This window comes from Dactylosporangium sp. CA-139114, assembly GCF_050955725.1.
Classification (GTDB): Bacteria; Actinomycetota; Actinomycetes; order Mycobacteriales; family Micromonosporaceae; genus Dactylosporangium.
In genome coordinates this window covers 268,893-295,255 of record NZ_CP192080.1, presented here as the reverse complement: position 1 = coordinate 295,255, position 26,363 = coordinate 268,893, and the positions used below count along the sequence as shown (strand labels likewise).

Annotated in this window: 26 protein-coding genes; 10 read left to right on the top strand and 16 right to left on the bottom strand. The window is 71.6% G+C overall.

From position 1 onward, the window contains the following. Positions 1 to 156 precede the first annotated feature (156 nt). Together fahA and ACQP2P_RS01370 are read right to left on the bottom strand one after the other, a co-directional pair. Positions 157 to 1,365: a fumarylacetoacetase gene (gene fahA / locus ACQP2P_RS01375; protein ID WP_433612449.1), complete on the bottom strand. Its 1,209-nt coding sequence runs from the start codon at positions 1,363 to 1,365 to the stop codon at positions 157 to 159. A 702-nt stretch (positions 1,366 to 2,067) separates the two neighbouring features. Beyond that, positions 2,068 to 3,123 (bottom strand): hypothetical protein, encoded by a 1,056-nt coding sequence (locus ACQP2P_RS01370; RefSeq protein WP_433612448.1) that lies wholly within the window; start codon positions 3,121 to 3,123, stop codon positions 2,068 to 2,070. A gap of 87 nt (positions 3,124 to 3,210) precedes the next feature. On the opposite strand from ACQP2P_RS01370, the gene ACQP2P_RS01365 reads away from it, so the two are divergent. Beyond that, complete coding sequence (locus tag ACQP2P_RS01365) at positions 3,211 to 4,374, top strand: homogentisate 1,2-dioxygenase (RefSeq protein ID WP_433612446.1); 1,164 nt, start codon at positions 3,211 to 3,213, stop codon at positions 4,372 to 4,374. Positions 4,375 to 4,379: 5 nt separating this feature from the next. Here ACQP2P_RS01365 and ispF read toward each other — a convergent pair whose 3' ends face one another. After that, entirely contained in the window at positions 4,380 to 4,850 is a 471-nt protein-coding gene (gene ispF, locus ACQP2P_RS01360; protein WP_433618923.1) for a 2-C-methyl-D-erythritol 2,4-cyclodiphosphate synthase, read from the bottom strand. On the opposite strand from ispF, the gene ACQP2P_RS01355 reads away from it, so the two are divergent. Further along, positions 4,831 to 5,667, top strand: a complete 837-nt coding sequence (locus ACQP2P_RS01355) for a TVP38/TMEM64 family protein (protein ID WP_433612444.1) — start codon at positions 4,831 to 4,833, stop codon at positions 5,665 to 5,667. The genes ispF and ACQP2P_RS01355 overlap by 20 nt on opposite strands. Before the next feature lie 24 nt (positions 5,668 to 5,691). Here ACQP2P_RS01355 and ACQP2P_RS01350 read toward each other — a convergent pair whose 3' ends face one another. The 3 genes from ACQP2P_RS01350 to ACQP2P_RS01340 form a co-directional block, all read right to left on the bottom strand. Beyond that, positions 5,692 to 5,997, bottom strand: a complete 306-nt coding sequence (locus tag ACQP2P_RS01350) for a hypothetical protein (RefSeq protein WP_433612442.1) — start codon at positions 5,995 to 5,997, stop codon at positions 5,692 to 5,694. Positions 5,998 to 6,331: 334 nt separating this feature from the next. Beyond that, positions 6,332 to 6,958 (bottom strand): 2-C-methyl-D-erythritol 4-phosphate cytidylyltransferase, encoded by a 627-nt coding sequence (ispD, locus tag ACQP2P_RS01345; protein ID WP_433089774.1) that lies wholly within the window; start codon positions 6,956 to 6,958, stop codon positions 6,332 to 6,334. Positions 6,959 to 7,057: 99 nt separating this feature from the next. Next, positions 7,058 to 7,543 carry a CarD family transcriptional regulator gene (locus ACQP2P_RS01340; protein ID WP_432983890.1) on the bottom strand — a complete coding sequence of 162 codons (486 nt, stop codon included), beginning with the start codon at positions 7,541 to 7,543 and terminating at the stop codon, positions 7,058 to 7,060. A gap of 622 nt (positions 7,544 to 8,165) precedes the next feature. Between ACQP2P_RS01340 and ACQP2P_RS01335 the strand changes: the two genes are divergently transcribed. Further along, positions 8,166 to 8,663: a hypothetical protein gene (locus tag ACQP2P_RS01335; protein ID WP_433612440.1), complete on the top strand. Its 498-nt coding sequence runs from the start codon at positions 8,166 to 8,168 to the stop codon at positions 8,661 to 8,663. On the opposite strand, the gene ACQP2P_RS01330 is transcribed toward ACQP2P_RS01335, so the two are convergent. Both ACQP2P_RS01330 and ACQP2P_RS01325 read right to left on the bottom strand, forming a co-directional pair. Continuing rightward, positions 8,652 to 9,668 carry a type III polyketide synthase gene (locus tag ACQP2P_RS01330; protein ID WP_433618921.1) on the bottom strand — a complete coding sequence of 339 codons (1,017 nt, stop codon included), beginning with the start codon at positions 9,666 to 9,668 and terminating at the stop codon, positions 8,652 to 8,654. The genes ACQP2P_RS01335 and ACQP2P_RS01330 overlap by 12 nt on opposite strands. 20 nt (positions 9,669 to 9,688) lie before the next feature. Next, the gene (locus ACQP2P_RS01325) at positions 9,689 to 10,399 is read right to left on the bottom strand and encodes a methyltransferase domain-containing protein (protein ID WP_433612438.1); all 711 of its coding nucleotides are present in this window, start codon (positions 10,397 to 10,399) and stop codon (positions 9,689 to 9,691) included. Between the two features lie 45 nt (positions 10,400 to 10,444). Between ACQP2P_RS01325 and ACQP2P_RS01320 the strand changes: the two genes are divergently transcribed. The 3 genes from ACQP2P_RS01320 to radA all read left to right on the top strand — a co-directional run bounded on the left by ACQP2P_RS01320 (position 10,445) and on the right by radA (position 13,526). Continuing rightward, on the top strand, positions 10,445 to 11,266 hold the full coding sequence (locus ACQP2P_RS01320) for a UbiA family prenyltransferase (protein ID WP_433612436.1): 822 nt from the start codon (positions 10,445 to 10,447) through the stop codon (positions 11,264 to 11,266). An 85-nt stretch (positions 11,267 to 11,351) separates the two neighbouring features. Further along, the gene (locus ACQP2P_RS01315; RefSeq protein WP_433612434.1) at positions 11,352 to 12,080 is read left to right on the top strand and encodes a hypothetical protein; all 729 of its coding nucleotides are present in this window, start codon (positions 11,352 to 11,354) and stop codon (positions 12,078 to 12,080) included. Between the two features lie 39 nt (positions 12,081 to 12,119). Continuing rightward, positions 12,120 to 13,526, top strand: coding sequence for a DNA repair protein RadA (radA, locus tag ACQP2P_RS01310; RefSeq protein ID WP_433082269.1), 1,407 nt, complete (start codon positions 12,120 to 12,122; stop codon positions 13,524 to 13,526). Between the two features lie 174 nt (positions 13,527 to 13,700). Here the strand turns inward: radA and disA are convergent, their stop codons facing one another. Next, complete coding sequence (gene disA, locus ACQP2P_RS01305) at positions 13,701 to 14,840, bottom strand: DNA integrity scanning diadenylate cyclase DisA (protein ID WP_433612431.1); 1,140 nt, start codon at positions 14,838 to 14,840, stop codon at positions 13,701 to 13,703. Positions 14,841 to 15,040: 200 nt separating this feature from the next. Between disA and ACQP2P_RS01300 the strand changes: the two genes are divergently transcribed. Further along, the gene (locus ACQP2P_RS01300; RefSeq protein WP_433612429.1) at positions 15,041 to 15,541 is read left to right on the top strand and encodes a hypothetical protein; all 501 of its coding nucleotides are present in this window, start codon (positions 15,041 to 15,043) and stop codon (positions 15,539 to 15,541) included. 127 nt (positions 15,542 to 15,668) lie between these two features. On the opposite strand, the gene ACQP2P_RS01295 is transcribed toward ACQP2P_RS01300, so the two are convergent. From ACQP2P_RS01295 to ACQP2P_RS01285, 3 genes are all read right to left on the bottom strand, one after another. Next, entirely contained in the window at positions 15,669 to 16,337 is a 669-nt protein-coding gene (locus tag ACQP2P_RS01295) for a hypothetical protein (RefSeq protein ID WP_433612427.1), read from the bottom strand. 51 nt (positions 16,338 to 16,388) lie between these two features. Next, entirely contained in the window at positions 16,389 to 16,898 is a 510-nt protein-coding gene (def, locus tag ACQP2P_RS01290; RefSeq protein ID WP_433612425.1) for a peptide deformylase, read from the bottom strand. Positions 16,899 to 17,052: 154 nt separating this feature from the next. Continuing rightward, positions 17,053 to 17,562, bottom strand: a complete 510-nt coding sequence (locus ACQP2P_RS01285) for a glycine cleavage system protein R (protein ID WP_433612423.1) — start codon at positions 17,560 to 17,562, stop codon at positions 17,053 to 17,055. 11 nt (positions 17,563 to 17,573) lie between these two features. Between ACQP2P_RS01285 and ACQP2P_RS01280 the strand changes: the two genes are divergently transcribed. Continuing rightward, positions 17,574 to 18,467, top strand: coding sequence for an A/G-specific adenine glycosylase (locus tag ACQP2P_RS01280; RefSeq protein ID WP_433612421.1), 894 nt, complete (start codon positions 17,574 to 17,576; stop codon positions 18,465 to 18,467). A 508-nt stretch (positions 18,468 to 18,975) separates the two neighbouring features. Beyond that, the gene (locus ACQP2P_RS01275) at positions 18,976 to 19,899 is read left to right on the top strand and encodes a polysaccharide deacetylase family protein (protein WP_433612419.1); all 924 of its coding nucleotides are present in this window, start codon (positions 18,976 to 18,978) and stop codon (positions 19,897 to 19,899) included. A gap of 133 nt (positions 19,900 to 20,032) precedes the next feature. On the opposite strand, the gene ACQP2P_RS01270 is transcribed toward ACQP2P_RS01275, so the two are convergent. The 3 genes from ACQP2P_RS01270 to ACQP2P_RS01260 all read right to left on the bottom strand — a co-directional run bounded on the left by ACQP2P_RS01270 (position 20,033) and on the right by ACQP2P_RS01260 (position 24,582). After that, entirely contained in the window at positions 20,033 to 20,887 is an 855-nt protein-coding gene (locus tag ACQP2P_RS01270) for a hypothetical protein (RefSeq protein WP_433612417.1), read from the bottom strand. A gap of 422 nt (positions 20,888 to 21,309) precedes the next feature. Continuing rightward, on the bottom strand, positions 21,310 to 23,844 hold the full coding sequence (locus ACQP2P_RS01265) for an ATP-dependent Clp protease ATP-binding subunit (protein WP_433612415.1): 2,535 nt from the start codon (positions 23,842 to 23,844) through the stop codon (positions 21,310 to 21,312). A 381-nt stretch (positions 23,845 to 24,225) separates the two neighbouring features. Next, positions 24,226 to 24,582 (bottom strand): histone-like nucleoid-structuring protein Lsr2, encoded by a 357-nt coding sequence (locus ACQP2P_RS01260; protein ID WP_360367390.1) that lies wholly within the window; start codon positions 24,580 to 24,582, stop codon positions 24,226 to 24,228. A 300-nt stretch (positions 24,583 to 24,882) separates the two neighbouring features. On the opposite strand from ACQP2P_RS01260, the gene ACQP2P_RS01255 reads away from it, so the two are divergent. Then, complete coding sequence (locus tag ACQP2P_RS01255; protein ID WP_433612413.1) at positions 24,883 to 25,605, top strand: class I SAM-dependent methyltransferase; 723 nt, start codon at positions 24,883 to 24,885, stop codon at positions 25,603 to 25,605. Here the strand turns inward: ACQP2P_RS01255 and ACQP2P_RS01250 are convergent. Beyond that, positions 25,602 to 26,363 (bottom strand): type III pantothenate kinase, encoded by a 762-nt coding sequence (locus ACQP2P_RS01250; protein ID WP_433612411.1) that lies wholly within the window; start codon positions 26,361 to 26,363, stop codon positions 25,602 to 25,604. The genes ACQP2P_RS01255 and ACQP2P_RS01250 overlap by 4 nt on opposite strands.

Sequence of the window (26,363 nt, the reverse complement as noted above, 5' to 3'; positions counted from 1 at the left end):
CAGGCCGCCGTCCGGCGAAGGGCGTGACGCATCGCCGAGGCAAGTCGCATCTGGACCTGGCGCTCGGGGTGGTGCGGGTGCTGCGCGATCGCCGCCTGAGCCGGCACGGGCGTCGCGAACGGCCTGCGCGAGGTCAAGCCGCGACCGAACGCCAGGTCACTCCGGTTTGGTGATCGTCCCGGTCACCTCCCCGAACCCGATCCGCGACCCGCCCGGCCCCGGCGCCGTAGCGGTGATCGTCACCGTGTCGCCGTCGAGCAGGAACGACCGCGCGGTGCCGTCGGCCAGCTGCACCGGCCGCGCCCCGTTCCACGTGCGCTCGATGAACGACCCCGTCTGCTCGGCCTCGGCCCCGCTCACCGTCCCCGAGGCATACAGATCCCCGGTCCGCGCCCAGGCCCCGTTGACGGTCAGGTGCGCCAGCTGCTGCGCCGGCGTCCAGTACATCCCGCCGAACGGCGGCCGGGAGACCAGCGTGCCGTTGCAGAAAACCTCCAAGCCGATGTCGTACCCGTAGTGCTCCCTCGCCCGCAGATAAGGCAGCACGGGCGGCTCCTGGACCCGCCCCGGCACCCGAGCCGCGTCGAGCGCGTCGAGCGGCACCACCCACGGCGAGATCGACGTCCGGAAGGACTTGCCCAGGAACGGCCCCAGCGGCTGGTACTCCCAGGCCTGCAGATCCCGCGCCGACCAGTCGTTGACGAGCACCGCCCCGAACACGTGCGAGCGGAAGTCGTCGACCGCGACCGCGCCCTCCGACGGCACCCCGACCACGAACCCGACCTCGGCCTCGATGTCCAGCCGCAGCGAGGGCCCGAACGCCGGCTTGTCCTCGTCGGGCGACTTGCGCTGCCCGAACGGCCGCGGCACGTCGGTGCCGGAGACGACCACGGTCCCGGCCCGCCCGTGGTACCCGACCGGCAGATGCTTCCAGTTCGGCAGCAACGCCTCCCCGCCGGGCCGGAACAGCTTCCCGAGGTTGGTCGCGTGCTCCTCGGACGAGTAGAAATCGACGTAGTCCGCGACCTCGAACGGCAGCTGGAGCCGCACATCGGCGACGGACAGCATCAGCGGCTCGATCGATTCCTGATACCGCCCGGCGCTGAGCAGCTCGCTCAGCCGCTCCCGCACCCGGGCCCAGACCGGCCGCCCGGCCGCCATGAACTGGTTGAGCGTCCCCTGCCCGAGAAACGCCCCACCGGCGTCGATCAGCCCCCGCCCCTCGGCCGCGGCCAGGTTCAGAATCCGGTCCCCGACGCGCACCCCGGTCCAGCGGAACCGGTCCTGCCCGAAGGCGCAGTACGGCAGGTTCTCCACCCCGAACGCGTCATCGTCGGCGAGCCCCAGCCAAGCGGCACCACTCATCGCGCACCTCCCACAACCGCAACCCGCTCCCGCGAGACAGCGTCGACTCCAGCACCGAACCCGAGCGAAAGCTCATCCGGCAGCTCGCTGCGCGCCGAGCTGCTCGGTCCCGGCCGTCGCCGGCGGCCTCGCCCGTCAGGCCCCGCTGACGCAGCAGCACCACGGTGCCGGCCGGTGGTCGAGCTGCCCGCCGCCGACGGCCGCGAGAGCACCGGCACCCGCGGCCCGACCCCGCGGCCCGGGGAAGCACCCTTCGCCGCCACAGCACCCCGCACCACAACGACCCGCAGCGCGCCGACGTGGAGCCGGACAACCTGAAGCCAGCCGACGTAAAGCCTGCCGACGTGAAGCCAGCCGACGTGAAGCCGGACCACCAAAAGCCGGACGACCTGGAGCGCGGCGTGGAGCCGGACGCCGACAACGCCCGCGGAGGCAGCTCCCGTTCGCGCGAGTCCCCGGAACGCGAGGCCTCGGCACGGAGCGGCCACGGCGACCGGACAGGCAAGGGCACCCGGGCGGGCAAGGGCACCCGGGCAGGCAAGAGCACCCGGGCAGGCAACGGCCGACGCTCCGGCGCCCCCGAGCGGAACGGCCACGAGCGCAACCACCGCGGGCGGGACGAGACCCGAGCGGGGGACGGCGATGACGCCGGGGACAGCGCTCGCGGGAGGGCGAGCCAGCGCAGCGTGCGCAGCAGCGTCCTCATCGCGCGTCCTTCGGTCGCGGACGGTCCAGCAGGCCAAGCGTCACCAGGTCGCCGACCGGGTCCTGCACGCTGCAGCTGCCGAACCCGGCCCACAACGGCCGCTCGCGGTCGAGATGGGGCCGGACGCGGTCGGCGAGCGGGTGGGCCTCGATCGCGGACAGCAGCGCCGCGAGGTCGGCGGGGTCGGCGCCGTCGGCGGCGGCCAGCACGGCGGCCAGGATGTTCACGAAGCCGTGGTGGACCAGGCCCGTCTCGGCGTCGGTGTGGCGGACCGCGTGGTGCAGGCCGGCCGTCAGCTTGAACGGCAGGTCGCGGTCGCGGCAGGCGATGATGACGGCGGCCAGCTCGGACGGGCTCGGGAAGAGCTCCGCGGCCAGCCCGCCGGTGCGGAACTTCGCCGCCACGGGCAGGCCCTCGGCCCGCAGCGCGGCGATGGCGTCCAGGCCGGACATCAGGCCCCAGGCCAGCGGCACCTCCGCATACCACTGCCGGGGCTCCCGGCGTTCGCGCATCAGCCGCGCGAGCCGCTCGATGCCGGGCAGCGGGTCCTCGCCCCGCTTCGCGACCGGGCTCTCGAGCTGCGTGGTGCACGCGGGGAGGTCGTCGATCGCGGCCTCGAGGGCGGCCGGCTCACCGATCAGACCGAGCGAGACGGCCGCGTAGGAGCCGGCCGCGGCCGAAGAGAAATCCTGCGAGGCGGCCAGGAGCAGCCCGGCCGCATAGGAGCCGGCTGGAGAACCGGCCGCAGAGGAAGCAGACGCGGGTGAATCCGATGGATGAGATCCGGACCCGGCGGGGGCGGCTCCCGGCGACGCGGATGGCGCGTGACCGGCCGGCGCGGGTGAATCCGGCGAGTGAGATGCGGACGCGAGCGCCTGGAAGGCGGCGCGGTCGGCGACGGGAAGCAGCAGGGGGCCGATGAGCTCGGAATACCAGCTCCGGCGGTGGCCCGCGTGCGCGGGCACGGCGTCGGTCAATGGCGCGCTGCCCGGCGGGAACACAGCGGCGTCGTCGACCAGGGCGGTCAGCAGGGTTGGCACTGCGTTTGACACGGCTTCCGAATCTAGTGGACGCTTTACAGGGCGGACAACCTCGTCCGCTATCCGGACACTCCATGAAGCACGACCTGGAGGGCCGTGATGCCGTACTACCGCCGCGTCGGCGAGGTGCCGCCGAAGCGCCACACCCAGTTTCGCCAGCCCGACGGCTCGTTGTTCGCGGAAGAGCTGATGGGCCAGGAGGGATTTTCGAGCGACTCCTCCCTGCTCTACCACCGCAACCGGCCGACGGCGATCACCTCGGCGGTGCCGTTCGAGCCGCCGGCCTGGTCGCGGGTGCCGAATCTGCCGCTCAAGCCGCGCCACCTGCAGACCGGCAAGATCGGCGGGGGCAAGGTGGACGCGGTGCTCGGACGGCAGCACCTGCTCGCGAACGACGATGTCCGGATCTCGTACGTCGAGGCCACCGAGCCCTCGCCCCTCTACCGCAACGCGGTCGGCGACGAGTGCCTCTACGTGTCGGCGGGCGCGGTCACCCTGGAGTCCACGTTCGGCGTGCTGGACCTGGTCGAGGGCGACTACGCGATCATCCCGACATCGGTCATCCATCGGCTGGTGCCCAAGAACGGGCCGGTGAAGCTGCTGGCGATCGAAGCGACCGGACACATCGGACCCCCGCGGCGCTATCTCTCCGTGCGTGGACAGTTCCTGGAGCACGCGCCCTACTGCGAACGGGATCTGCGTGGCCCAGCGGAGCCCATCATCGCGGAGGGGTACGACATTTCCGTGCTGGTGCAGCACCGCCGCGGCTGGACCGAGCACATTTACGCAAACCACCCATTCGATGTCGTCGGCTGGGACGGCTGCCTCTATCCATGGGCCTTCTCGATCCACGACTTCGAGCCCATCACCGGGCGCGTGCACCAGCCCCCGCCGGTGCACCAGACGTTCGAGGGGCCGAACTTCGTGATCTGCTCCTTCGTGCCGCGCAAGGTCGACTACCACCCCCTCGCGATCCCGATCCCGTACAACCACCACAACGTCGACTCCGACGAGGTGCTCTTCTACACGGGCGGCAACTACGAGGCCCGCCGCGGCTCCGGCATCGAGCAGGGCTCCATCTCGCTGCACCCGAGCGGATTCACCCACGGACCGCAGCCGGGCGCGGTCGAGCGCGCGATCGGCGCCGAGGCCTTCGACGAGCTCGCGGTCATGGTCGACACCTTCCGGCCGCTGGACCTGTGTGAGCCGGCCCTGGCGATCGAGGACACCGGATACGCCTGGACGTGGGCCCGCCAGGCCTGACCGTTCTAGCGGGAGACCGGATAGATCAGCGCGACGGCCGTGGCGGCCAGTCCCTCGCCGCGGCCGGTGAACCCGAGGCCGTCGGTGGTGGTGCCGGACAGCCGTACGAGCGCCCCGAGGGCGTCGTGCAGCACCCGCTCGGCCTCCGACCGCCGCTTGCTGATCTTCGGCTTGACCCCGATGACCTGCACGGACACGTTGCCGATCTCGAACCCGGCCTGCCGGACCAGGCGCGCGGTCTCGCGCAGCAGCGTGACGCCCGAAGCGCCCGCCCACTCGGGCCGTGACGTGCCGAAGTTCGCCCCGAGATCACCCAGCCCGGCCGCGGAGAGCAGCGCGTCGCAGATCGCGTGCGCGGCGACGTCGCCGTCGGAGTGCCCGGCGAGCCCGTCGACGCCCTCCCACCGCAGCCCGGCGACCCAGCACTCGCGACCGGATTCGAACGCGTGGACGTCGGTGCCGTTCCCGATCAACATCACGACGGGAGGGTACGACGTTTTGGTGCACAACCGTGAACCTTCGGTTGCCGAACCGACGCACGGGTCGGCATATGGGCGAATCGGGCCTAGGCTGGGTCGGGTGCGCAGCGATCAGACGACCCCGACGAGCCCCGTTCCGTGGTGGCGCACCGGAGCCGCGCTTCGCTTCGGTCTGCTCGCCGTGATCGTGGTGTCCCTGTCCGTAGCGATCATCATTGCCCACCCGACCCGCTCGTCGCTGGCCCACGCGGTCGGCAGCAATCACCCCTTGGCCCCGTTCATCGCGATCGGCGGCTCGGCCGTGCTCACCACCGCGCTCGCCCCCCGCACGCTGCTGGCCGGCGTGGGCGGGCTGGTGTTCGGTTTCGTGGGCGGCGCGCTGTACATCATGCTCGGCATCACCATCGGCGCGCTGATCGCGCACACGGTGGGCCGATGCCTCGGCCGCGAGTTCATGGCCCGCCACCTGAGCGGTCGCCTGCTCGCCATGGAGCAGGCCGTCGCCAAACGCGGGACGTTGGCGATCCTGATTTCCCGGATGGTACCGATCGTGCCCTTCGGCATCGCCAACTACGTGTTCGGGACCACGAGCGTGCGCATGGGCGCGTTCATCACCGGCACGGTCGTGGGCGCCCTCCCGGCCACCCTGGCGTACTCGGCGCTCGGCTCGGCAACGGCCCGCGGCGACGCGGTGGGCATGTCGATCGCGGGCGTCATGATCGCGACGCTGGGCATCGGCGGGTCGGTCGGCAGCTTCCTGCTCTGGCGCCGCCGCCCGAAGCGGACGACGAACCCGGCTCCCGCCGCGGCGTAAAGCTCCCGCCGCAGCGTAAAGCTCTCACCACGGCGTGAACGCGCCCAGCGCGGCGTAAAGCTCCCGCCGCGGCGTAAAGCTCCCGCCGCGGCGTGAACGCGCCCAGCGCGGCGTAAACGCCTCGCCGCAGCGCAAAAGCGCCCAGCGCGGCGTAAACACCTCCACCGCAATCGACATTCCGGAAATGTCGGAAATGCGACGCGAGGGTGTCGGCAACGAGAGCCCCGGCAGCGGTGACAAAATGTGCCGCGCGGGCGACGAATGCGCGCCACGGTGGTCAAGCAGCGCCAACGTGCCGCGCGGGCGACGAATGCGCGCCACGGCGGTCAAGCAGCGCCAACGTGCCGCGCTGGCGGCAATGCGCGCCGCAGTGATCGAAGCAGCGCCAACGCCCCGCCGTCGACGAATGCGCGCCGCCGTGATCAAAGCAGCACCAAACGCGCGCCACGCCCTCGACGATGCGCGCCGCGGTGGTCGAAGCAGCGCCAACGCGCCCCGCCGTCGACGAGTGCGCACCGCCGTGGTGAAAGCAGCGCCAACGTGCCGCGCTGGCGACGATGCGCGCCGCGGTGGTCCGAAGCAGCGCCACGGCGCATCGACAGCAGCACGCAGCAGAGCGGAGGCAGCGGGCGAGGCCCGAAGGCGACACAGCGCGCCGCGGTGATCAAAGCAGCAGCGACGCCACAGCCAGGTCGAACGGCCGCGTGATCTTCAAGGCCGCCTCGGACCCGGGCACGGTGTGCACCGGCACACCGATCCGCTCGGCCATCCCGGCGTCGTCGGTGTGCTCGTCGATCGCGGCCGAGTGCGCCTTCTCCAGGACCTCGCGCCGGAACCCCTGTGGTGTCTGCACCGCACGCAGGGACGACCGGTCCACGGTCGCCACGACCGAGCCCGAATCCGAGACCTGCTTGATGGTGTCGACCACCGGAAGAACGGGTATGACGGCGCCGTGCCCCCCTCGCACCGCCGCCGCCACGGACTCCACCAGCTCCGGTGGGGTCAATGCGCGCGCCGCGTCGTGGACGAGCACGATGTCGAAACCCTCGGGGACCGCCGCCAGCGCCGCGGCGACCGAGGCCTGCCGGGTCGCCCCGCCGGGCACTACCGTGACCGGGGCCACGGGCTCCAAGAGCTCCGCGACGAAGGACACGGCATCGGCCGGCGCGGCGACCACGATGCAGCCGACACTGGGCGCGAGCGCAAGACGCCGCACGGCGTGCACAAGAAGCGGCTCGCCACCCAGGAGGCGAAGTGCCTTGGGGCCGCCAGGTCCGAGTCGGACCCCCATGCCGGCCGCAGGCACGAGGACCGCGACGTCACCACGCACAGACACGTGCGCCGTCACGTCGCGGTCCTCGATATCGAAGGGATAGCCAGGCTGGATTCGTCAGGCCTCGGTCAACACCTTGTCGAGCAACGACTCCGCCTCGTCCTTGGTGCTCTTCTCGGCGAGCGCCACCTCGCCGACCAGAATGTCCCGCGCCTTGGCGAGCATGCGCTTCTCGCCGGCCGACAGACCACGCTCACGGTCGCGACGCCACAGGTCGCGAACGACCTCAGCAACCTTGAGCGGATTGCCGGAGGCCAGCTTCTCCAGATTCGCCTTGTACCGCCGCGACCAGTTGGTCGGCTCCTCGGTGTGCGGAGCGCGGAGGACATCGAAGACCTTCGTCAGGCCCTCTTCGCCGACCACCTCGCGCACGCCGACGATCTCGGCGTTTTCGGCGGGCACCCGCACCGTCAGGTCACCCTGAGCGACCCTGAGGACGAGGTACTGCTTCTCCTCGCCCCTGATGACGCGAGTCTCGATTGCCTCGATGAGTGCGGCCCCGTGGTGGGGGTAGACAACGGTCTCGCCGACACTGAAAACCATAGGTTCGAAACCCCTTTCGCTGTGTCTAGGGTAACACGGTCACGCGCTGTCGTCCCACCCCAGAGAGCAGCATTCGCGCAGGTCAGAACACATGTGAGTCCCCTTTCTCCTGCTTGACAGGAAACGCCGGACCTGCTGTGTAGCGGATCAACAACCGGGAGCACGCACAAATGGCCTGGCAGTCGGACATATCCGATTGATTACGGCAAGTGTCCCCCGCAGTTCGCCGACGGTCCAGAACCGACACTCTGCGTGACGTGACCAGCGGCGGAGCGTAGATGATACGCACAGATCTCGATGGAGTCACCTCTGGCGCGGGACCCGAAGGTGAGGGAAAGTTGAGGCAGGTGCGAGGAGAACAGCGATGGGCGCGCTGCGGGATGACAACGGCGGTGGTGAGCGACCACAAGAGGGTGGTGGCCTCCCCGATCTCCCGCCTGAGTGGGGAACGATCATCATTCCCGACGATCCCGCCGCACTCGACGACGAAGGCGCACCGATCCGACGGCAATTCCGCCGCGACGCAATCCGCCGGCGCTGGCGGCGCCGACTGCACCTGAGGCCGAAGCCGGCCCGGCGCGCCACGGATGACTCGCCCGGACTCGTCGTACCGCTGCTGATCATGACGATCGCGGTCATCGCGACCCTCGTGAGCCTGTTCGCCGTCGCGTGGCCGGGGCGCGCCCCGAAGACGAGTCCCAAGGTCGGGTCCCCGACGACCACCCCGGCCGTGGTGTCGCTGACCGGCGTGAGCCTCCAGGACCCGGAGGGCAAGCCGGTCGGGCTCGTGGAGATCTCCCCGGCCGTGGTGCTGCTCGTCGACGGGTGCTCCTGCGAGCAGCTCATCCGCAGCACCGTCGACGCCGTCGCGACGGCGAAGAACACCGTCAAGGTCATCGTGGTCGCCGCTCGCCCGCCCACGCTGCCCGGCGGTCTCAGGGAAGGCGTGACCGTGCGCTCCCTCGCCGACCCGAACAACTCGCTGCGCGCCTCGGTGCCCGAGCTGGCCGGCGACCGGACCACCGCCGCGGTGCTCGTCAACTTCCACGGCAAGCTGGTGAAGGCGGTCCGGTCGGTGACCACGCCGAACTCGTTCGAGGCCGAACTGTCAGACCTGTAGGAGCACCCCGTAGAGGGTGAGGCCGGGGCCGAACGCGAGCGCGACCGTGGTGCGCGGCGGGCCGGCGGCGCGGCGGCGCAGGGCGTCGATGATCAGCAGTACCGTCGGCGAGGAGCAGTTCCCGTGCGCCGCGAGGGTGTCGCGGGACGCGGCCAGGGCCGACTCGGGCAGCGCGAGCTCGTCGCGGACGACGTCCAGGATTCGGGGGCCTCCGGGGTGTACCGCCCAGGCATCCACGTCCCGGGCGGACATCCCGCGCGGGCGCAGCAGCCGCTCGACCAGGTCGGCGACGTAGATCGACAGCACGTCGGGCACCCGCGGCGACAGCCCCATGCGGAAGCCCAGATCGGTCACGTCCCACGTCATGTGATCCGCGGTGGCCGTGTCGGTGACCGCGGCGATGTCGGCCACGAGCGCGCCGGGGCCGTCCGGCACGAGCACCACGGCGGCCGCGGCGTCGGAGAACAGCGCGTGCGCCACGATCTGCTGCGGGTCGTCGCTGGGCGGCTGCACGTGCAGGCTGGTCAGCTCGAGGCAGAGCAGCACCGCGGGGCGCCCGCGCGCGGACACGTAGTCCGAGACGGCACCGAGCCCGGGCAGCGCCGCGTAGCAGCCCATGTGCCCGATGAACAGCCGCTGCGTGTCGTCCGCCATGCCCAGGTCGCGGGCGAGCAGGATGTCGAGGCCCGGCGTGGCGTATCCGGTGCACGAGCACACCGCGAACAGCCCGATCTCGTCCGGGCGCAGTCCCGCGGCGTCCAGGGCGCCCGCGACCGCGTCCTTGCCGAGCGGGAGGGCCTCCGTGAGGTACCGATGCATGCGTTTGGCGGTTGACCAGGAAGACGCGTCCTCCAGCAGCGGGTTGACCGCCCCGTGACGGGTGACGACGCCCGAGTTGGCGAAGATCCGTTTCGCCAGCCCGCGGCGGGGCCCCTCGTAGTGCCGCCTGAAGTAGCCGTCCCACACCTCGTCCTGGCGCATCTGGCCGGGATACGTCACGTGCATCCCCGCTATGGCGGCACCCGTCACTGGCTCACCTTCCTGCCGCGCGCCTGGTAGAGGATCGCGGTCGAGAACGTCGGCACGATCGGCACGCGGCCGCGGCGGGTCACCAGCCACCGGGCGAGTGAGGGCAGCGCCGGGCGCACGCCGCGGACGACCAGCGGCACCCCGTGGCGCGCGCACTCCGCCCGCAGCCGCCGCGGGTCCACGAACAGCGCGGGGTCGTGAATGCCGCGCACCGCGGGCACGACGGCCTCGGCGAGGCGCACGGCCACGAGTCGCGACAGCGCGGTGTCGGCGAGCGTGTCCAGCACGAGCCAGCCGCCCGGGCGCAGGATCCGGCACGCCTCGGCGACCACGCGCGGCCGGTCGGGGACGTGCTCCAGCAGTTCCCCGGCGCTGACGACGTCGGCGCTGCCGTCGGCGAACGGTAGGCGCCGCACGTCGGCGAGCACCGGGGTGACGCCGTGCGCGGCGGCCTGCTCGAGGCCGGAGACGACGAGGTCGACGCCGACGTGGGTGTATCCCTTGCCGGCCACGTGCGGCGCGAGCAGGCCGCCGCCGCAGCCGAGATCCACCAGCACGGCCCCGTCGCGCTCGGCGGGCGGGATCAGTCGCGCGCGGGCGCGCGCGAGCCAGTAGAGCATCGAGAACGGGCTGCCGGGGCGCCACCATTCCCCGGCCAGGTCGTCGTACTGACCAGGGTCGTTGCGAGCTCGCCTCGGCGACGGCATGAGACGAGCCTGACATGGCACCCGTCCACCCGCCACACTTGCCGGATGTGGGTTGCGATCCCGCTCCTGCGGGCGAGTCATCCAGAGCCCGCCGCCGGGGTCACCGCGGTGGCCGTGCTGCTCTCCCTCGGGCTGGACCGGCCGATCGGCGGGGTGATTTCGGCCGGGGCGGCGGTCCTGGCGAGTCAGCTGTCGATCGGATGGGTCAACGACGCCCTCGACGCGGAGCGGGACGCCGCGGCCGGGCGCTGCGACAAGCCCGTGGCGGCCGGGAAGGTCTCCCGGCGGCTCGTGGCGGTGCTCGGTGCCGTCGCGGCCGCCGTGTGCGTGCCGCTGGGCTTCCTCTCCGGCTGGGCGGCGGGGCTGGTGTCGGCGCTCGCGCTCGCCTCGGCGCTGCTCTACGACTGGCCCCTGAAGTCGACGGTGGCCTCGGTCGTGCCGTACGCCGTCTCCTTCACCTGCCTGCCCGCGTTCATCGTGCTCGGCGCGGGGAAGACTCCGCCGCTGTGGCTGCTCGCCGCCGGCGGTCTGCTGGGCGCGGGCGCGCACTTCGTCAACACGCTGCCGGACCTCGACGCCGACGAGCGCGCCGGGGTGCGCGGGCTCCCGCAGCGCTTCGGGCGCCGCGGGTCGCTGGCCGCGGCCGCGGTACTGCTGCCGGCCGCCACCGCCGCGCTGGCGTTCGGGCCCCCGGGTCCGCCGCCGGTGCTGTTCTGGCCGGCGCTCGGGGTGTCACTCATCGCGCTTTCCTGGGGGTGGTACCGCATGAGTCGCGACACAACATCGCGGGCCCCGTTTCTCGCCGTCATCGCCGTCGCCCTGATCGATGTCGTGTTTCTCCTGATCAGCGGCCTGAATCTGGATTGAGTCACCATTGCCAGGGTGCGCGTAATCCACCGATCAACGGCATCTAGGCTGTAGTGCGGCTGCCCCTTGATTTGGAGGAATCACGGTGACGCGTTCGACTCAGGCCAAGCCGCTGGCTCGCCGCCGCACGGTGCTGGGCGCCGCGCTCCTGGCAACGGCCGCGTTCGGCGTCGGCCTGCTCTCCGCCTGCGGCTCGGGTCAGATCACCCAGACCGATCAGCAGACGGCCGCGGTGCCGGGCGTCAACGCCCAGAGCGCCGACAACAAGATCGCACTCCGCGACGGCGGCATCGCCTACGCCGACCGGTACAAGCCCGGCTCGACGGTCCCGCTCAACATCCGGCTGTTCAACAATGCCCAGCAGGCCGTGAAGCTGACCGGCGCGACGAGCGACAACGGCACGATCGTCCTCGTCGGCGGCCGGCAGCCGGCTGCGGCCCCGAGCTCGCCGGCGGCGCCGGCCGCCCTTCCCTCCGGCAGCAAGAAGCCGTCCGGGTCGCCCTCCGAGCCTGCCGCCGCCGCGTCGTCGCCGGCGCCGACCTCCGCGGGCTCGTCGGTGATCGCCGTCAGCATCCCCGTCTCGGGGGTGGCGCTGCTCGCCCGCGACAACGGCGGCGAGCAGTACCTGGCCGTCGACAAGCTGACCGGCGACCCGCTGCCGCCCGGCGGCGCGCTGAACAACGTGACCCTCACGTTCACCTACGCCGACGGCAGCACGACCACGATCAAGCTGCCCAAACTGCCGATGGTGCCGCCCGGCACGCCGCTGCCGAAGCCGAGCCCGGTCGTGCACGGCGAGGGTGGCGCGGAGTAAGCCCGGTTTTTTGTCGTACCCCTTCGTTAGGTTGGGGTCGTGACGAAGACCAAGGGCTCGATCTATCAGTGCGACGTCTGCGGGCATCGGCCACCCAAGTGGATCGGCCGGTGCCCGGAGTGCGGTGAGTGGGGGGCGATCCTCGAGCTCGCCGGCAGCGCGGCCGTCACCGGTCCGGCCGCCCTGCGCTCCGTGCCGTCCCGCGCGCCGCTCGAGCCCGCCCGCCCGATCGCCGAGATCAGCGCGGCCCCCGCCAAGGCCCGCCCGACCGGCGTCGGCGAGTTCGACCGCGTCCTGGGCGGCGGCATCGTCCCCGGTGGTGTGGTGCTCCTGGCCGGCGAGCCCGGCGTCGGCAAGTCCACCCTCCTGCTGGACGTGGCCCAGCAGTGGGCACTGCAGGGCGAGAGCCCGTCGCTGGTCGTCAGCGGCGAGGAGTCCACGAGCCAGGTCCGCCTGCGGGCCGAGCGCATCGGCGCCCTGCACGAGCGCCTCTACCTGGCCTCGGAGACCGACCTCTCGGCCGTCCTCGGTCACCTCGACGCGGTGAAGCCCGGCCTGCTCATCCTCGACTCGGTGCAGACGGTCTCGGCCCCCGGCGTCGACGGGGTCGCGGGCGGTGTCACCCAGGTCCGCGCCGTCACCGCGGCCCTGGTCGCCATCGCCAAGGAGCGCGGCCTGGCCACGGTGCTGGTCGGCCACGTCACCAAGGACGGCAACGTCGCCGGCCCGCGGGTCCTCGAGCACCTCGTCGACGTGGTCCTCAACTTCGAGGGGGACAAGCACTCGTCGCTGCGCATGGTCCGCGGCCTCAAGAACCGCTTCGGCGCCGCCGACGAGGTGGGCTGCTTCGAGATGCACGAGGGCGGCATCACGAGCCTGCCCGACCCGAGCGGCCTCTTCCTCACCCGCTACGCGGACGCCGTCTCGGGCACGTGCGTCTGCGTGGCCATGGAGGGCCGCCGCGCCCTCGTGACCGAGGTGCAGACCCTCATCGGCGCCCAGATGCCGGGCTCACCCCGCCGCACCGTCTCCGGCCTCGACTCGGCCCGCCTGGCCATGGTCCTGGCCGTCCTGCAGCGCCGCGCGGGCATCCAGCTGCACGACCGCGAGGTCTACGCGGCGACCGTCGGCGGCCTGCGCGTCACCGAGCCGGCGGCGGACCTGGCCCTGGCGCTGGCCGCGGCCTCCGCGGCGCACGAGCTGCCCATGCCTCCGGACCTCGTGGCGCTGGGCGAGGTGGGGCTGACGGGCGAGGTCCGGCGGGTGGGCGCGGTTCCCCGCCGCCTGGCCGAGGCGGCGCGGCTCGGCTTCCGCTTCGCGCTGGTTCCGCCGGGCTGCGGGCCCGCGGCCACGGGGGTGACGCCGCCGGGCATGCGGGTGCTGGAGGTCAACGACGTGCGGACGGCCCTGCACTACGCGGTGAAGGCAACGGCGGAGGACGTCTAGGCACCGCCCTGCCGGTTCTGGCAGCCAGACGACGGCGGCGGGTTCGGCGTAGCGGGTGGCCGGGTTGTCCGCCCGCCGGCCGCGGCGTGGACCTTCGTGGTCAGCCCAGGCGGAACCGGCCGAGCGCCTCACCGTCGTGCCCACGGACCGCCGGGGTCGACGAGGCCGGGGCCGTCAGACGTAGCGCTCCAGGATCGAGGCCTCCGCGAGCCGGGACAGCCCCTCGCGGACGCCTCGGGCGCGCGCGTCGCCGACGCCCTCGACGGCCTGCAGGTCCTCGACGGTCGCGCCCAGCAGCCGCTGCAGGCTGCCGAAGTGCTCCACGAGCCGGTCCACGACGAGGCTCGGCAGCCGCGGCACCTTCGCCAGCAGGCGGAAGCCGCGTGGGGAGACGGCCGCGTCCAGGGCGTCGCTCGCCCCCGGGTAGCCGAGGGACTTGGCCACCGCCACGAGGTCGATCAGCTCCGTCGCCGTCAGCGCGTCGAGCTCGTCCACCGCGAAGTCGGACGAGCGCGTGCGGCGCCCCGCGGGGATGTAGTCGCGGATGACCAGGGTCCGATCGGCCTCCACGCCGGCCATGAGCTCCTCGAGCTGCAGGGCCAGCAGCCGGCCGTCGGTGCCGAGCTCCACGACGTAGCCCGCGATCTCGTCCGCGATCCGGCGCACCATCTCCAGGCGCTGCACCACGGCCACCGCGTCGCGGACGGTGACGAGGTCCTCGATCTCCAAGGCGGACAGGGTGCCGCTGACCTCGTCGAGGCGCAGCTTGTATCGCTCCAGCGTCGCCAGCGCCTGGTTGGCCTTCGACAGGATGGCGGCCGAGTCGTCGATGACGTGACGCTGGCCGTTGACGTAGAGCCCGATGATCCGCATCGACTGGCTCACCGAGATCACCGGGTAGCCGGTCTGCTTCGCGACCCGCTCGGCGGTGCGGTGGCGGGTGCCCGACTCCTCGGACGGGATCGTCGGGTCGGGCATGAGGTGCACGGCCGCCCGGACGATTCTCGTGCCGTCACTCGACAGGACGACGGCGCCGTCCATCTTGCACAGCTCGCGCAGCCGGGTCGCGGAGAACTCGACGTCCAGCGGGAAGCCGCCGGTGCAGATCTGCTCGACCACGCGGTCGTGGCCGAGCACGATGAGGGCGCCGGTCCGGCCGCGCAGGATGCGCTCCAGGCCGTCACGCAGCACGGTGCCCGGGGCCATCAGCGCCAGGGTCGCGCGCAAGGGGTCGGCGCCGGGCAGCGCGGCGGCCCAGCCCCCGATGAGGCCGGTGTTGGCGGCGCCCCTGCCGGGCTCGCGGTCAATCGGCACCCGCACAGTCTACGGATGCCCGGTCACCAGGTGCTGGTGCGGTATCGACCCAGCCCGTAGAGTGGTCGGATGCCCTCCACAAATGGACGGCGGTTGATTTTCGAAAGCCAAGGGGTTTCTCGCCGGTGGCCGGTCCGGAGCGGATCGAGTGGCGACGGAGTTTTCCGTCCCGGTCGCTAGGAACCCTGGCGTGGTATGCCGTGTCGGCGACGCTCGCCGTCCTGCTCGTCCGCGCGCTGTTCGGCGACGAACCCGAGACGCTGGACTCGGGCGCGCACAACCCGCTCGCCGACGTTCCCATGTGGACGGCCGGCCTGGCCCTGGTGGGAGCGGTGCCGATCGCGCTCGCGGTGCTGCGCCGGCCGCGGGTCGGGGCCAACCACTTCGCGCTCACCCTGCGGCCCGGCTGGGTGCGCACGCTCGTTCTGCCCTGGTCCCGGGTCGGCGAGGTGGCGGCGATCGAGGTGGGCGACGAGCGGTTCCTGGTCGTACGGCTGCTGGATGGCCTCGACCGCACCGGCACCGACCCGGCCTGGATCGACCAGAACGTGCTGCGCGAGCTGGCCAGGCTCGACGAGCGGCGGACGCGGGGCGTCGGGGTGGCGGTGCGCCTGCGGGACTTCAACGGCACACCCGACGGTCAGCTCGCCGCCCTCGCCGCGTTCGCCCCCGACCAGGTGCAGATCGCGAACAAGCTTTGACAGCGGCAGGACTCGGGTCCGCCGTGGTGCGGACCGTCGCTCCCGCCAGACACCGCTGGGCGCTGCGCGCCGACGCTGCCAGGTCCGCGGCTGGTCACCCTGGCCTGATGTCACTCCCTCGGCACCGTCAGGTCAGCTGGACCTGAACGGGCTCGCTGAGCTTGGTGTCGAGCCGGCCGACCAGCTCGTACTTGCCCGCCGGCGGCGTCTCCCGGTTCGCGCAGCCGTTGTTCGTCGCCTTCCCGCTCCACGTGGTGCTGAACTGCACCTCGATGCCGGGCTTCAGCACCGTCAGCTGGCTGCCGTGCGGCGGGTCGCACGCGTCCGAGGACCAGATCTTGCTGGCCGCGACCTGGAGGTACAACTCCTGGGAATCGGCGCCGAGATCCCGCACGCAATCGTGGGTCGCGACATTCTTGATCTTCAGGAAGAACTTCAGGTAGGCGCCCCGGAACTGCACCGCCTGCTCGGGCGAGGCCACGAGCGTCAGGTCGGCGTCGGCGCACGGCGGCACCGTGGCGGTGGGCGCCGGCGGCGCGGCGGCCGAGGAGGCGACCGGCGGGGCCGCGGAGTCGGGCGCTCCGCCGGTCGTCGGCACCTGGATCGTCACCGTCGGTGTCGGGTCGCCGGTCGCCGGGCCGGCCGAGGCCGCGGCCGGAGTCTGTTTCTGGTCGTCACCGCCGCTGCCGCCGCAGGACGCCCACAGCATCAGGGACGCGACGACGAGCACGCCACCGATGATCGCCCGGCGCCGCCAATAGACGCCGGCGGGCAGTGGGCCAACCGTCAGCTTCATGATGCACTCACCGTATCGAGGGAATGCCCCGAGGTCGGGAAGGCTCGCCGCTCAGAGATAAACCTTCCGGGCATATACCGCATGCGCCCCCGCGACCCGATCGAGGAACAGCAGCCCGGCGCAGTGGTCGATCTCGTGCTGCAGGGCCCGCGCCTCGAAGGCGTCGGTCGTGATCTCGATTTCCTCGGTACCGCCCGGTGCATACCCCGCCACCACGAGCCGGTTGGCCCGCTTGACGTCGCCGGTGAGGTCCGGCACCGACATGCACCCCTCGCGGCCCTTCTGCCACTGGGACGCCTCGACGATCCGGGCGTTGCACAGGACGAAGGCGCCGTGCACCGTGCGCGCCTTGGGGTGCCCGGTCACGTCCACGGCGAACACCTGCGCGCCGACGCCGACCTGCGGCGCGGCCAGCCCGACGCAGCCGGGCGAGACGCGCATGGTGGCCAGCAGGTCCTCGGCGAGCTGGAGGATCTCGGGGTCGGCCGGGTCGACGGGCTCGGCGGCGGTGCCGAGAACCGGTGCGGGCGCGCGAACGACAGGCAGGACCGCCCCGCTCACGCCGCCACCTCCGTGGCCGCCCGGTGCTCGGACCGGGCGTCGCGCCGCCGACCGCCGGGCGCGTCGGGACCTCGACGCCGAGCCGCCGCCCCGCAGTGCGCGGCGCCTCGCAGCGCCGCCCGGTGCTCGGACCCGGCTTCGCGCTGCCGAGCGCTCACAGGAGATCCGCGTCGGCCGGGCGCATCGCGACCTCGACGCCGAGCCGCTGCGCCGCGGTGCGCAGGGCCTCGTCGAGCCGCTCGGCGTCGGTGACGTCGACCTCGGCGACGATCACGTACAGGCTGCCGGAGAGCCGCGTCGTCAGGTCGGTGATGTTGCCGCCGCACTCGGCGACGGTGCGGGCCAGCGTCGCGACGATCCCGAGCCGGTCGGCGCCGTGCACGGTGACGACGTGGTGGGTGCCGGCGGGCTCGTAGGCGGGCTCCTCGACGACCCCGCGCACGGTCACCAGCAGCGTCCGGTCGGCGGTGAGCGGCTCCAGCGCCGCCTCGATCTCCGCACCGGTCGGCGGCCCCGAGCACACCAGCGTCATCGCGAAGTGTCCGCGCAGGCGGGTCATGGTCGAGTCGGTCAGGTTGAGGCCAAGGCGGGCCAGGATCTCGGCGACATCGGCGATGATGCCGGGCCGGTCGTGGCCGATGACCGTGACGGCGTACTCGTTCACGGGCTATATCCTTGCGTATCGCCAGTCACCCGAATGCACAGACCGCCATCGCGTCCACCCTGACGCGGTGGTACAACGCCAACGCCCGCGACCTCGCCTGGCGTCGGCCCGGCGCCTCCCCGTGGGGCGTCCTCGTCTCCGAGGTCATGCTCCAGCAGACCCAGGTGTCGCGGGTCGAGCCGGCCTGGGAGCGCTGGATGGAGCGCTGGCCGACGCCGGCGCACCTGGCCGCCGACCCGCCCGGCGAGGCCATCCGCGCCTGGGACCGCCTCGGCTACCCGCGCCGCGCCCTGCGCCTGCACGCGTGCGCGACCGCGATCGTGGAGCGGCACGGCGGCGTGGTGCCCGACGACGTGGAGGCGCTGCTCGCGCTGCCCGGCATCGGCGTCTACACGGCCCGAGCCGTGGCCGCGTTCGCCTTCCGCCAGCGCCACCCCGTCGTCGACACGAACGTGCGCCGCGTCGTGGCCCGCGCGGTCGCCGGCACCGCGGACGGCGGCGCGAACACCACGCCCGCGGACCTGCGCGCCGTCGAGGTCCTGCTGCCGGAGGACCACGAGGCGGCGGCCCGCGCCTCGATCGCGTTCATGGAGCTGGGCGCGCTCGTCTGCACGGCTCGCGCCCCGCGCTGCGCCGAGTGCCCGCTGACCGCCGTCTGCGCGTGGCGGCTCGCCGGTTCGCCGCCGTCGGACGAGAAGGGTCGGCCCTCGCAGCGGTACCACGGCACGGACCGCTACGTCCGCGGGCTGCTCATGGCCGTCCTGCGGGCGAGCGACGACCCGGTCCCCGCGGAGCGCCTCGACGCCGTGTGGCCCGACGCCGACCAACGCCGGCGCGCGCTGCACGGCCTGCTGGTCGACGGTCTGGTGAACCGGCGAGCCGACACGTACACCCTGCCCGGCTGAACCACCGCCTCCCCACGGCCTTGCCCACCCGCCCCCACGCGCCCACCCTTGGCCGGCCTTGGCCTTGGCCACCCCGCACACACGCGTCAAGCGTCCGTCGCGGAGCGGCTGGCGCAGAGCGGCTGGCGCAGAGCGGCTGGCGCAGAACGGCTGGCGCAGAACGGCTGGCGCAGAACGGCTGGCGCAGAGCGGCTGGCGCAGAGCGGCTGGCGCAGAGCGGCTGGCGCAGAGCGGCTGGCGCAGAGCGGCTGGCGCAGAGCGGCTGGCGCAGAGCGGCCCGCGCGGAACGGCCGGCACCCGCGCGTGGACCGGCCGGCGCGAGGCGGGCGCCAGCGGCCGACCAGCCCCGGTGCGCGTGACGACACGCTCGTCAGCGGCTCGCGAACGGCGGGAGAAGACGTACACCCCGCCGGGTTAGGTTGCAGCCCCGCCGGGTGGCGTTATTCACCGGAGCAGATGGCCAAAAGGGGTGGCCCTTTGACCGAATTCCAACGCTAGTCTCAGGTTCGTGCTTGTTACCGGCAGAACGGGCCGCCTCGGGGCGCTGATCGGCGTGGTCACCGCGCTGGCGCTCGCGGTCACCGCCTGCGACGACGAGGCCGCACCCGGCCACTCCCAGCTCAACGGCAGCGGCTCGAGCGCCTCGGCGTCGGCCGCGCCCGGCACCTCCAGCACCGACACCGCCGACGACGGCGCGCCCCAGGCCTCCGGCTCGGCGAACCCGAACGCGAACGGCAAGCCGGGCGCGACGAAGACCACCCAGGCCCCGCCACCCGGCAACACCTTCGCAAGCCGCCTGCCCAAGTTCGGCGCGGCCCCGACCCCGGTGCGCATCAACTTCCCGGAGAGCGGGGCGGGCGCGGCCTACTACTCCCGCATCCCGACCGATCAGCCGGTGGCGTTCCTGACCATCGACGACGGCTGGGTGAAGCGCCCGGAGGCCCTCGAGCTCCTGCGCGAGTCGGGCGTGAAGGTCACCCTGTTCCTGACGATCAACGCGATCCGCGACAACCCGGGCTACTTCAAGGAGCTCCGCGACGCCGGCGCCGACATCGAGGCGCACACGCTGACGCACCCGAACCTCAAGGGCAAGTCGTACGACTTCCAGAAGCGCGAGATCTGCGGCTCGGCCGACCAGCTCGCCGGGCTGTACGGTCAGCGCCCCAAGCTCTTCCGCCCGCCCTTCGGCGACAAGGACTCGACCACGCTGAAGGTGGCCCGCGACTGCGGTCTGCAGGCCGGCTTCTTCTGGAAGGAGACGGTCGACAAGGGGATCGTCCGCTACCAGGAGGGCCAGTCCGTGCAGAAGGGCGACATCATCCTGATGCACTTCCGCGACCGCTTCGCGGACGACTTCATCGCGGCGCTGCAGGCCATCTCGAACGCGGGCCTGACCCCGGCCCTGCTGACCGACTACATGCCGGCCGCCTAGTTCTACGACGCCACCGCGCGCGGCACCCACCGCCCGCGCAAACGCCACCGCCCGCGCAAACGACGCCGCCCGCGAAAACGGTGCCGTCCGCGAAAACCCGTGCCGTCCGCGAAAACGGTGCCGTCCGCGAAAACTAGCGGCCCTGACCGAGAACGGCCATGAAGCCGCCGGCCAGACGTTCTGCTTCGGCGGCGCTCAAGGGCAACTCTGCCCTGAGCGCCGCCTTCCATCCCTCCGGCACAACGAACCAGCCGGGCCGACGCAACAGCCCTTGCACGAAAGGCGCAACGGGCCCGAGGTCCTCGGTGATGTCGAGCCGGTCGGCAGTACGCGCGTCGAGCCCCGGCAGCCCCGCCATCCGCCGCACCAGCTCCCGGTCGTGCTCGGTGAGCCCCGCGACGACGGCCGGAATCAGGTACTCGGCGAGCCCCACCTCGGACCGGGCCAGCGCGACCAGCCGCTCCCGCCGCTTGAGGGCCGGGTGCTGGGCGAGCCAGGCGGCCGCGAGCGATACGAGCCCCGGCCACCCGTTGGTCAGCAGGTGCAGATCGGGCGCGAGCGCGTCGGCCGCCTCGGCGTCGCCGAACGCGGCGGCCAGCACCTGGTAGGTCTCGTCCTCGGCGAACCCCAGCTCACGAGCCGAGACCCGGACGACCCCGGCGATCTCGGGATCGTGCTCGACGGCCACCACGACACCCCGGCGCCCCCTGAGCGCCGCGACGTCCTCGGCCGTCGCCGAGTCGACGGCCACGATCCCGTCGTCGGGCACCGCGTCCAGCGACTCGCACGCGAGGTCGACGAAGACTCCCCCGCGCCCGACCACCCAGGCGTCGAGCAGCGTGCTCTTCCCGGCCCCCGTACCGCCCACGAGCACAACCAGCTCGTCGGCGTCATCCAGCCGGGCCATCAGCCCGGGCCGCGCGATGGGCCGCCCCGCCGCCCGGCGCACGAATCGTCCGGACTCACACGGGAACCGCCCCTTACTCACGCCGCGCAACATACCGTCCCGGTCGGGAGATCGCGCATTTCGAGTCCTTTGTACGACTGAAGAACCCGACAAAATCCCCACCCGAGCATCGAAGAGACGCCGCACCCAAAAGGTGCAAGAACGCGACACGCCAAATCGCGACATGGCCGAAAAGCGAATGGAACGCCGGGCGCCCGGAGGCGGACAAGGCCACAAGCGAAAGCGGCGCGCGGGCATCGCGCCGAACCGGTCAACCGAGTCGAAACCGGGCGCAACACCAGGCCCGCACGGAAAGTGGACCGGGCGAATGGCGAGGCGGCCGACGGAGGGCGGGCCGCACCAAAAGGCCGAGGCCGCGCTGCGAAGAATTCGCGGCGCGGCCTCGGGACGTGCAGGCAGTGCGATGGTGCGGTGGTGCGGTGGTGCGGGACGGTCGGGAGACGTCAGGCCGAAGCCTCGTCCGAGCCGCCGCCGGCCAGCTCGGCCGGCACCGCGTCGGGCACGGCGCCCGGGCGGTCCGCCCCGTTGAAGACCAGCTTGGACTTCTCGAACTGGGCCGGGTCGCCCTCGCAGTCGATGACCACGATCTGGCCCGGGCGCAGCTCGTTGAACAGGATGCGCTCGGACAGCGAGTCCTCGATCTCGCGCTGGATCGTGCGACGCAGCGGCCGCGCGCCCAGCACCGGGTCGTAGCCCTTGTTCGCCAGGAATTTCTTGGCGTTGTCCGTCAGCTCCAGACCCATGTCCTTGTTGCGCAGCTGGGTCTCGATCCGGGCGATCATCAGGTCGACGATGCCGAGGATCTGGTCCTGCATGAGCTGGTGGAAGACGATCGTGTCGTCGATGCGGTTGAGGAACTCCGGGCGGAAGTGCTGCTTCAGCTCGTCGTTGACCTTCTGCTTCATCCGCTCGTAGTTCGACTCGTTGTCCTCCGACGCCTGGAAGCCCAGGGACACGGCCTTGGCCACGTCGCGGGTGCCCAGGTTGGTGGTCAGGATGATCACCGTGTTCTTGAAGTCCACGATGCGGCCCTGACCGTCGGTGAGCCGGCCGTCCTCCAGGATCTGCAGGAGGGTGTTGAACACGTCCGGGTGGGCCTTCTCGATCTCGTCGAAGAGCACCACCGAGAACGGACGCCGGCGGACCTTCTCGGTCAGCTGGCCGCCCTCGTCGTAGCCCACGTATCCGGGGGGCGCACCGACGAGTCGGGACACCGTGTACCGGTCGTGGAACTCGGACATGTCGAGCTGGATGAGCGAGTCCTCGGAGCCGAAGAGGAACTCGGCGAGCGCCTTGGACAGCTCGGTCTTCCCCACGCCGGACGGGCCGGCGAAGATGAACGAGCCGGACGGGCGCTTCGGGTCCTTCAGGCCGGCCCGGGTGCGCCGGATCGCCTTCGAGACCGCGCGGACCGCGTCCTCCTGGCCGACGAGGCGCTTGTGCAGCTCGTCCTCCATGCGGAGCAGGCGGGCCGTCTCCTCCTCGGTCAGCTTGTAGACCGGGATGCCGGTCCAGTTCGCCAGGACCTCGGCGATCTGCTCGTCGTCGACCTCGGACACGACGTCGAGGTCGCCGGCCTTCCACTCCTTCTCGCGCTGCGCCTTCTGCCCGAGCAGCTGCTTCTCCTTGTCCCGCAGCTGCGCGGCGCGCTCGAAGTCCTGCGCGTCGATCGCGGACTCCTTGTCGCGGCGGACCTGGGCGATGCGCTCGTCGAAGTCGCGGAGGTCTGGCGGCGCGGTCATCCGGCGGATGCGCATCCGGGCCCCGGCCTCGTCGATCAGGTCGATCGCCTTGTCCGGCAGGTAGCGGTCGGAGATGTAGCGGTCGGCGAGGGTCGCCGCGGCCACCAGGGCGGCATCGGTGATCGTCACCCGGTGGTGCGCCTCGTAGCGGTCCCGCAGGCCCTTGAGGATCTCGATGGTGTGCGCCAGCGACGGCTCACCCACCTGGATCGGCTGGAAGCGCCGCTCGAGGGCGGCGTCCTTCTCGAGGTGCTTGCGGTATTCGTCCAGCGTGGTCGCGCCGATCGTCTGCAGCTCGCCACGGGCCAGCATCGGCTTGAGGATGCTCGCCGCGTCGATGGCGCCCTCGGCGGCACCCGCCCCGACGAGCGTGTGGATCTCGTCGATGAACAGGATGATGTCGCCGCGGGTGCGGATCTCCTTGAGCACCTTCTTGAGGCGCTCCTCGAAGTCACCCCGGTAGCGGGAGCCCGCGACCAGCGCGCCCAGGTCGAGGGTGTAGAGCTGCTTGTCCTTGAGGGTCTCGGGCACCTCGCCCTTGACGATCCGCTGGGACAGCCCCTCGACCACGGCGGTCTTGCCGACGCCGGGCTCGCCGATGAGCACGGGGTTGTTCTTGGTGCGGCGGGAGAGCACCTGCATGACGCGCTCGATTTCCTTCTCCCGGCCGATGACCGGGTCGAGCTTGCCCTCGCGAGCGGCCTGGGTGAGGTTGCGACCGAACTGGTCGAGCACCAGGCTCGTGGACGGAGCGGCCTCCCCGGGGGCGCCGGTGCCGGCCGCGGCCGGCTCCTTGCCCTGGTAGCCGGAGAGCAGCTGGATGACCTGCTGGCGGACCCGGTTGAGGTCGGCGCCCAGCTTCACCAGCACCTGGGCCGCGACGCCCTCACCCTCCCGGATCAGGCCGAGGAGGATGTGCTCGGTTCCGATGTAGTTGTGCCCGAGCTGCAGGGCCTCCCGCAACGACAGCTCCAGCACCTTCTTGGCGCGTGGCGTGAACGGGATGTGCCCGCTCGGCGCCTGCTGGCCCTGGCCGATGATCTCCTCGACCTGCTGGCGGACACCCTCCAGCGAGATGCCGAGGCTCTCGAGCGCCTTGGCCGCCACGCCCTCACCCTCGTGGATGAGGCCGAGCAGGATGTGCTCGGTGCCGATGTAGTTGTGGTTGAGCATCCGGGCTTCTTCCTGCGCCAGGACGACAACCCGTCGTGCTCGGTCGGTGAACCGCTCGAACATCCCTGCTCCTCACGTGCCGTGTCCGTCGCCGCCGCTTCTCGCGGAACCCCGTATCAGGGGGTCGCCACGCCGAAGCTCTGTCGGACGCCAACGTGACCGTGCCATCACTCTATCGCCGCGGGCCGACTCATTGCGGGGTGTGCGGCGTTGCCGCACCCCGCAATCGGTCGCCGGAACCCCCGGTCCTTGGCTGCCTACCCTCCGGGAACCACGTGTACCCGGCGCTTTCGACCAACGTTCGCACCCGCCGGCATGTTCCTGCACCCCCGCCCGTACGCCAAGAGCGAAATCGGACTCCCGGATACACAACACCCACCGTAACTGAACCGCTACGATGGGTGTCTGAAGCGTCTAGAATCGTACGGGCCGCAACAAACGGCGCTATCGCCCCGCTTCGGCGTTGAAACGGTCGACGATTTCCTGCTTGATGCGACCACGGTCGGACACCTTGATGCCCTTGTTCTGCGCCCATTCCCGAATCGCCTTGTTCTGCTCGCGATCCGCGGCGGCGCCGCCCCGGCCACGGGCGCTGGCCGCACGGCCGCCGACCACCACGCCACCCCGCCCGACCTTGGTCGCAGCGGAGAGGAAGGGGCCGAACGCATCGCGCAGCTTCGTTGCGTTCTTCTTGGACAGGTCGATCTCGTACTGCACGCCGTCGAGCGCGAACTTCACCGTCTCGTCGGCTTCTCCGCCGTCGAGGTCGTCGACCAGCACGTGGATGGTCCGCTTGGCCACTGTCGTATTCCCTTCGAGGAAGCCCGCCCCGCGTTGTGCGAATGCAAAGATAACGTAGTAAGGCCGCGCCGCGTCAACGGTACGCCGAAACTGAGCGCCCGCACCAACGCCAAAGGGTTCGTTTCCTGTCGCAATGCACGACGGATTCGCGAGGGCGATGTCCGAGGTCGGGTGCGGGGTGAGCGTCCCGGTGACAGGTTCAGGAATAGCTCACAAGCAATATGCAACGTACAGATCCGTGTCGAGCGCATTGCTATGTGTGACGAGCCGGAGAATGACCGGCGGCGTACGGTTGGCGACGTGGACTTGAGCAAACACGCGTCTTCGTTCGGGGCGGCCGCCGACCTCTACGACCGCATCCGCCCGCGCTACCCCCTCGAGGCCCTGCGCTGGGCGCTGGGCCCGCGGCCGGCCGAGATCGTGGACCTGGGCGCCGGGACGGGCATTCTGACCCGCCAGCTGCGCGAGCTCGGGCATCACGTCATCGCGGTCGAGCCCGACGACGAAATGCGCGGGCAGATCGACGGCGACGCGCGCGCGGGCAGCGCCACCGCCATTCCCGTCGAGGCGGAGAGCCAGGATGCGGTCACCGCCGGACAGGCCTATCACTGGTTCGCCGGGGAGCCCGCCCACACCGAGATCGCCCGGGTGCTGAAGCCGGGCGGCCGGTTCATCCCGATCTGGAACGTCCGCGACGAATCGGTGCCGTGGGTCGCCGAGCTGTCCGACGTTTTCGACGGCCACCGCGCCCGCTCGGCGATCGACGAGCGCACGATCACGCCCGAGCAGTTCGGGCCATTGTTCGGCCGCGCCGAACTCGAACTCTTCCGCTGGAGCGCCACGCACACGACAGAGTCGCTGGTCGACCTCATCAAGTCCCGCTCGTTTTACCTCGTGTCCGACGCCGCCACCCGCTCGGAGCTGGAACAACGGGTGCGCGAGCTCACCGCGGCGCACTTCGAGGCCGGCGAGCACTTCGAGCTGCCGTACGTCACGTACACGTACCGCGCCGAAAAGCTCTAGGTGTTTCGCTCGAAGATCAGGCGTAGGCCGATGAGCGTGAGCATCGGCTCGTGATGCGTCACACTCTGACACTCCCCGATCACGATCGAGGCGAGGCCACCGGTCGCGACCACGGCCTTCACATCGCCACCGAGCTCCGCGGTGACTCCGCGCACGACCCCGTCGACCTGGCCCGCGAACCCGTAGACGACGCCGGACTGCAGGCACTCGACGGTGTTCTTGCCGATCACCCGCGGCGGCTTGACCAGCTCGACCTTGCGCAGCTGGGCCGCGCGGTCGGCGAGCGCGTCGACCGAGATCTCGATCCCCGGGGCGAGCACGCCGCCCAGGAACTCGCCCCGGGCCGACACCACGTCGAAGTTGGTGGAGGTGCCGAAGTCGACCACGATCGAGGGACCGCCGTAGAGCGTGTAGGCGGCCAGGGTGTTCGCCACGCGGTCGGTGCCGACCTCTTTCGGGTTGTCGATGGCCAGCTGGACGCCGGTCCGGACCCCGGGTTCGACGATGACGGTGGGCACGTTGCCGTAGTACCGCTGCAGCATCGTGCGCAACGAGCGCAATGCGGCGGGCACGGTCGAACACGCCGCGATGCCGGTCAGGGACACCGCGTCGGTGGCCAGCAGTCCCCGGTAGAGCAGCCCGAGCTCGTCCGCGGTGGCGCGCGAGTCGGTCTTGATCCGCCAGGAGTGAACGATCTTCTCACCCTCGAACGTGGCGAGCACCGTGTTGGTGTTCCCGATGTCGATGCACAGCAGCAC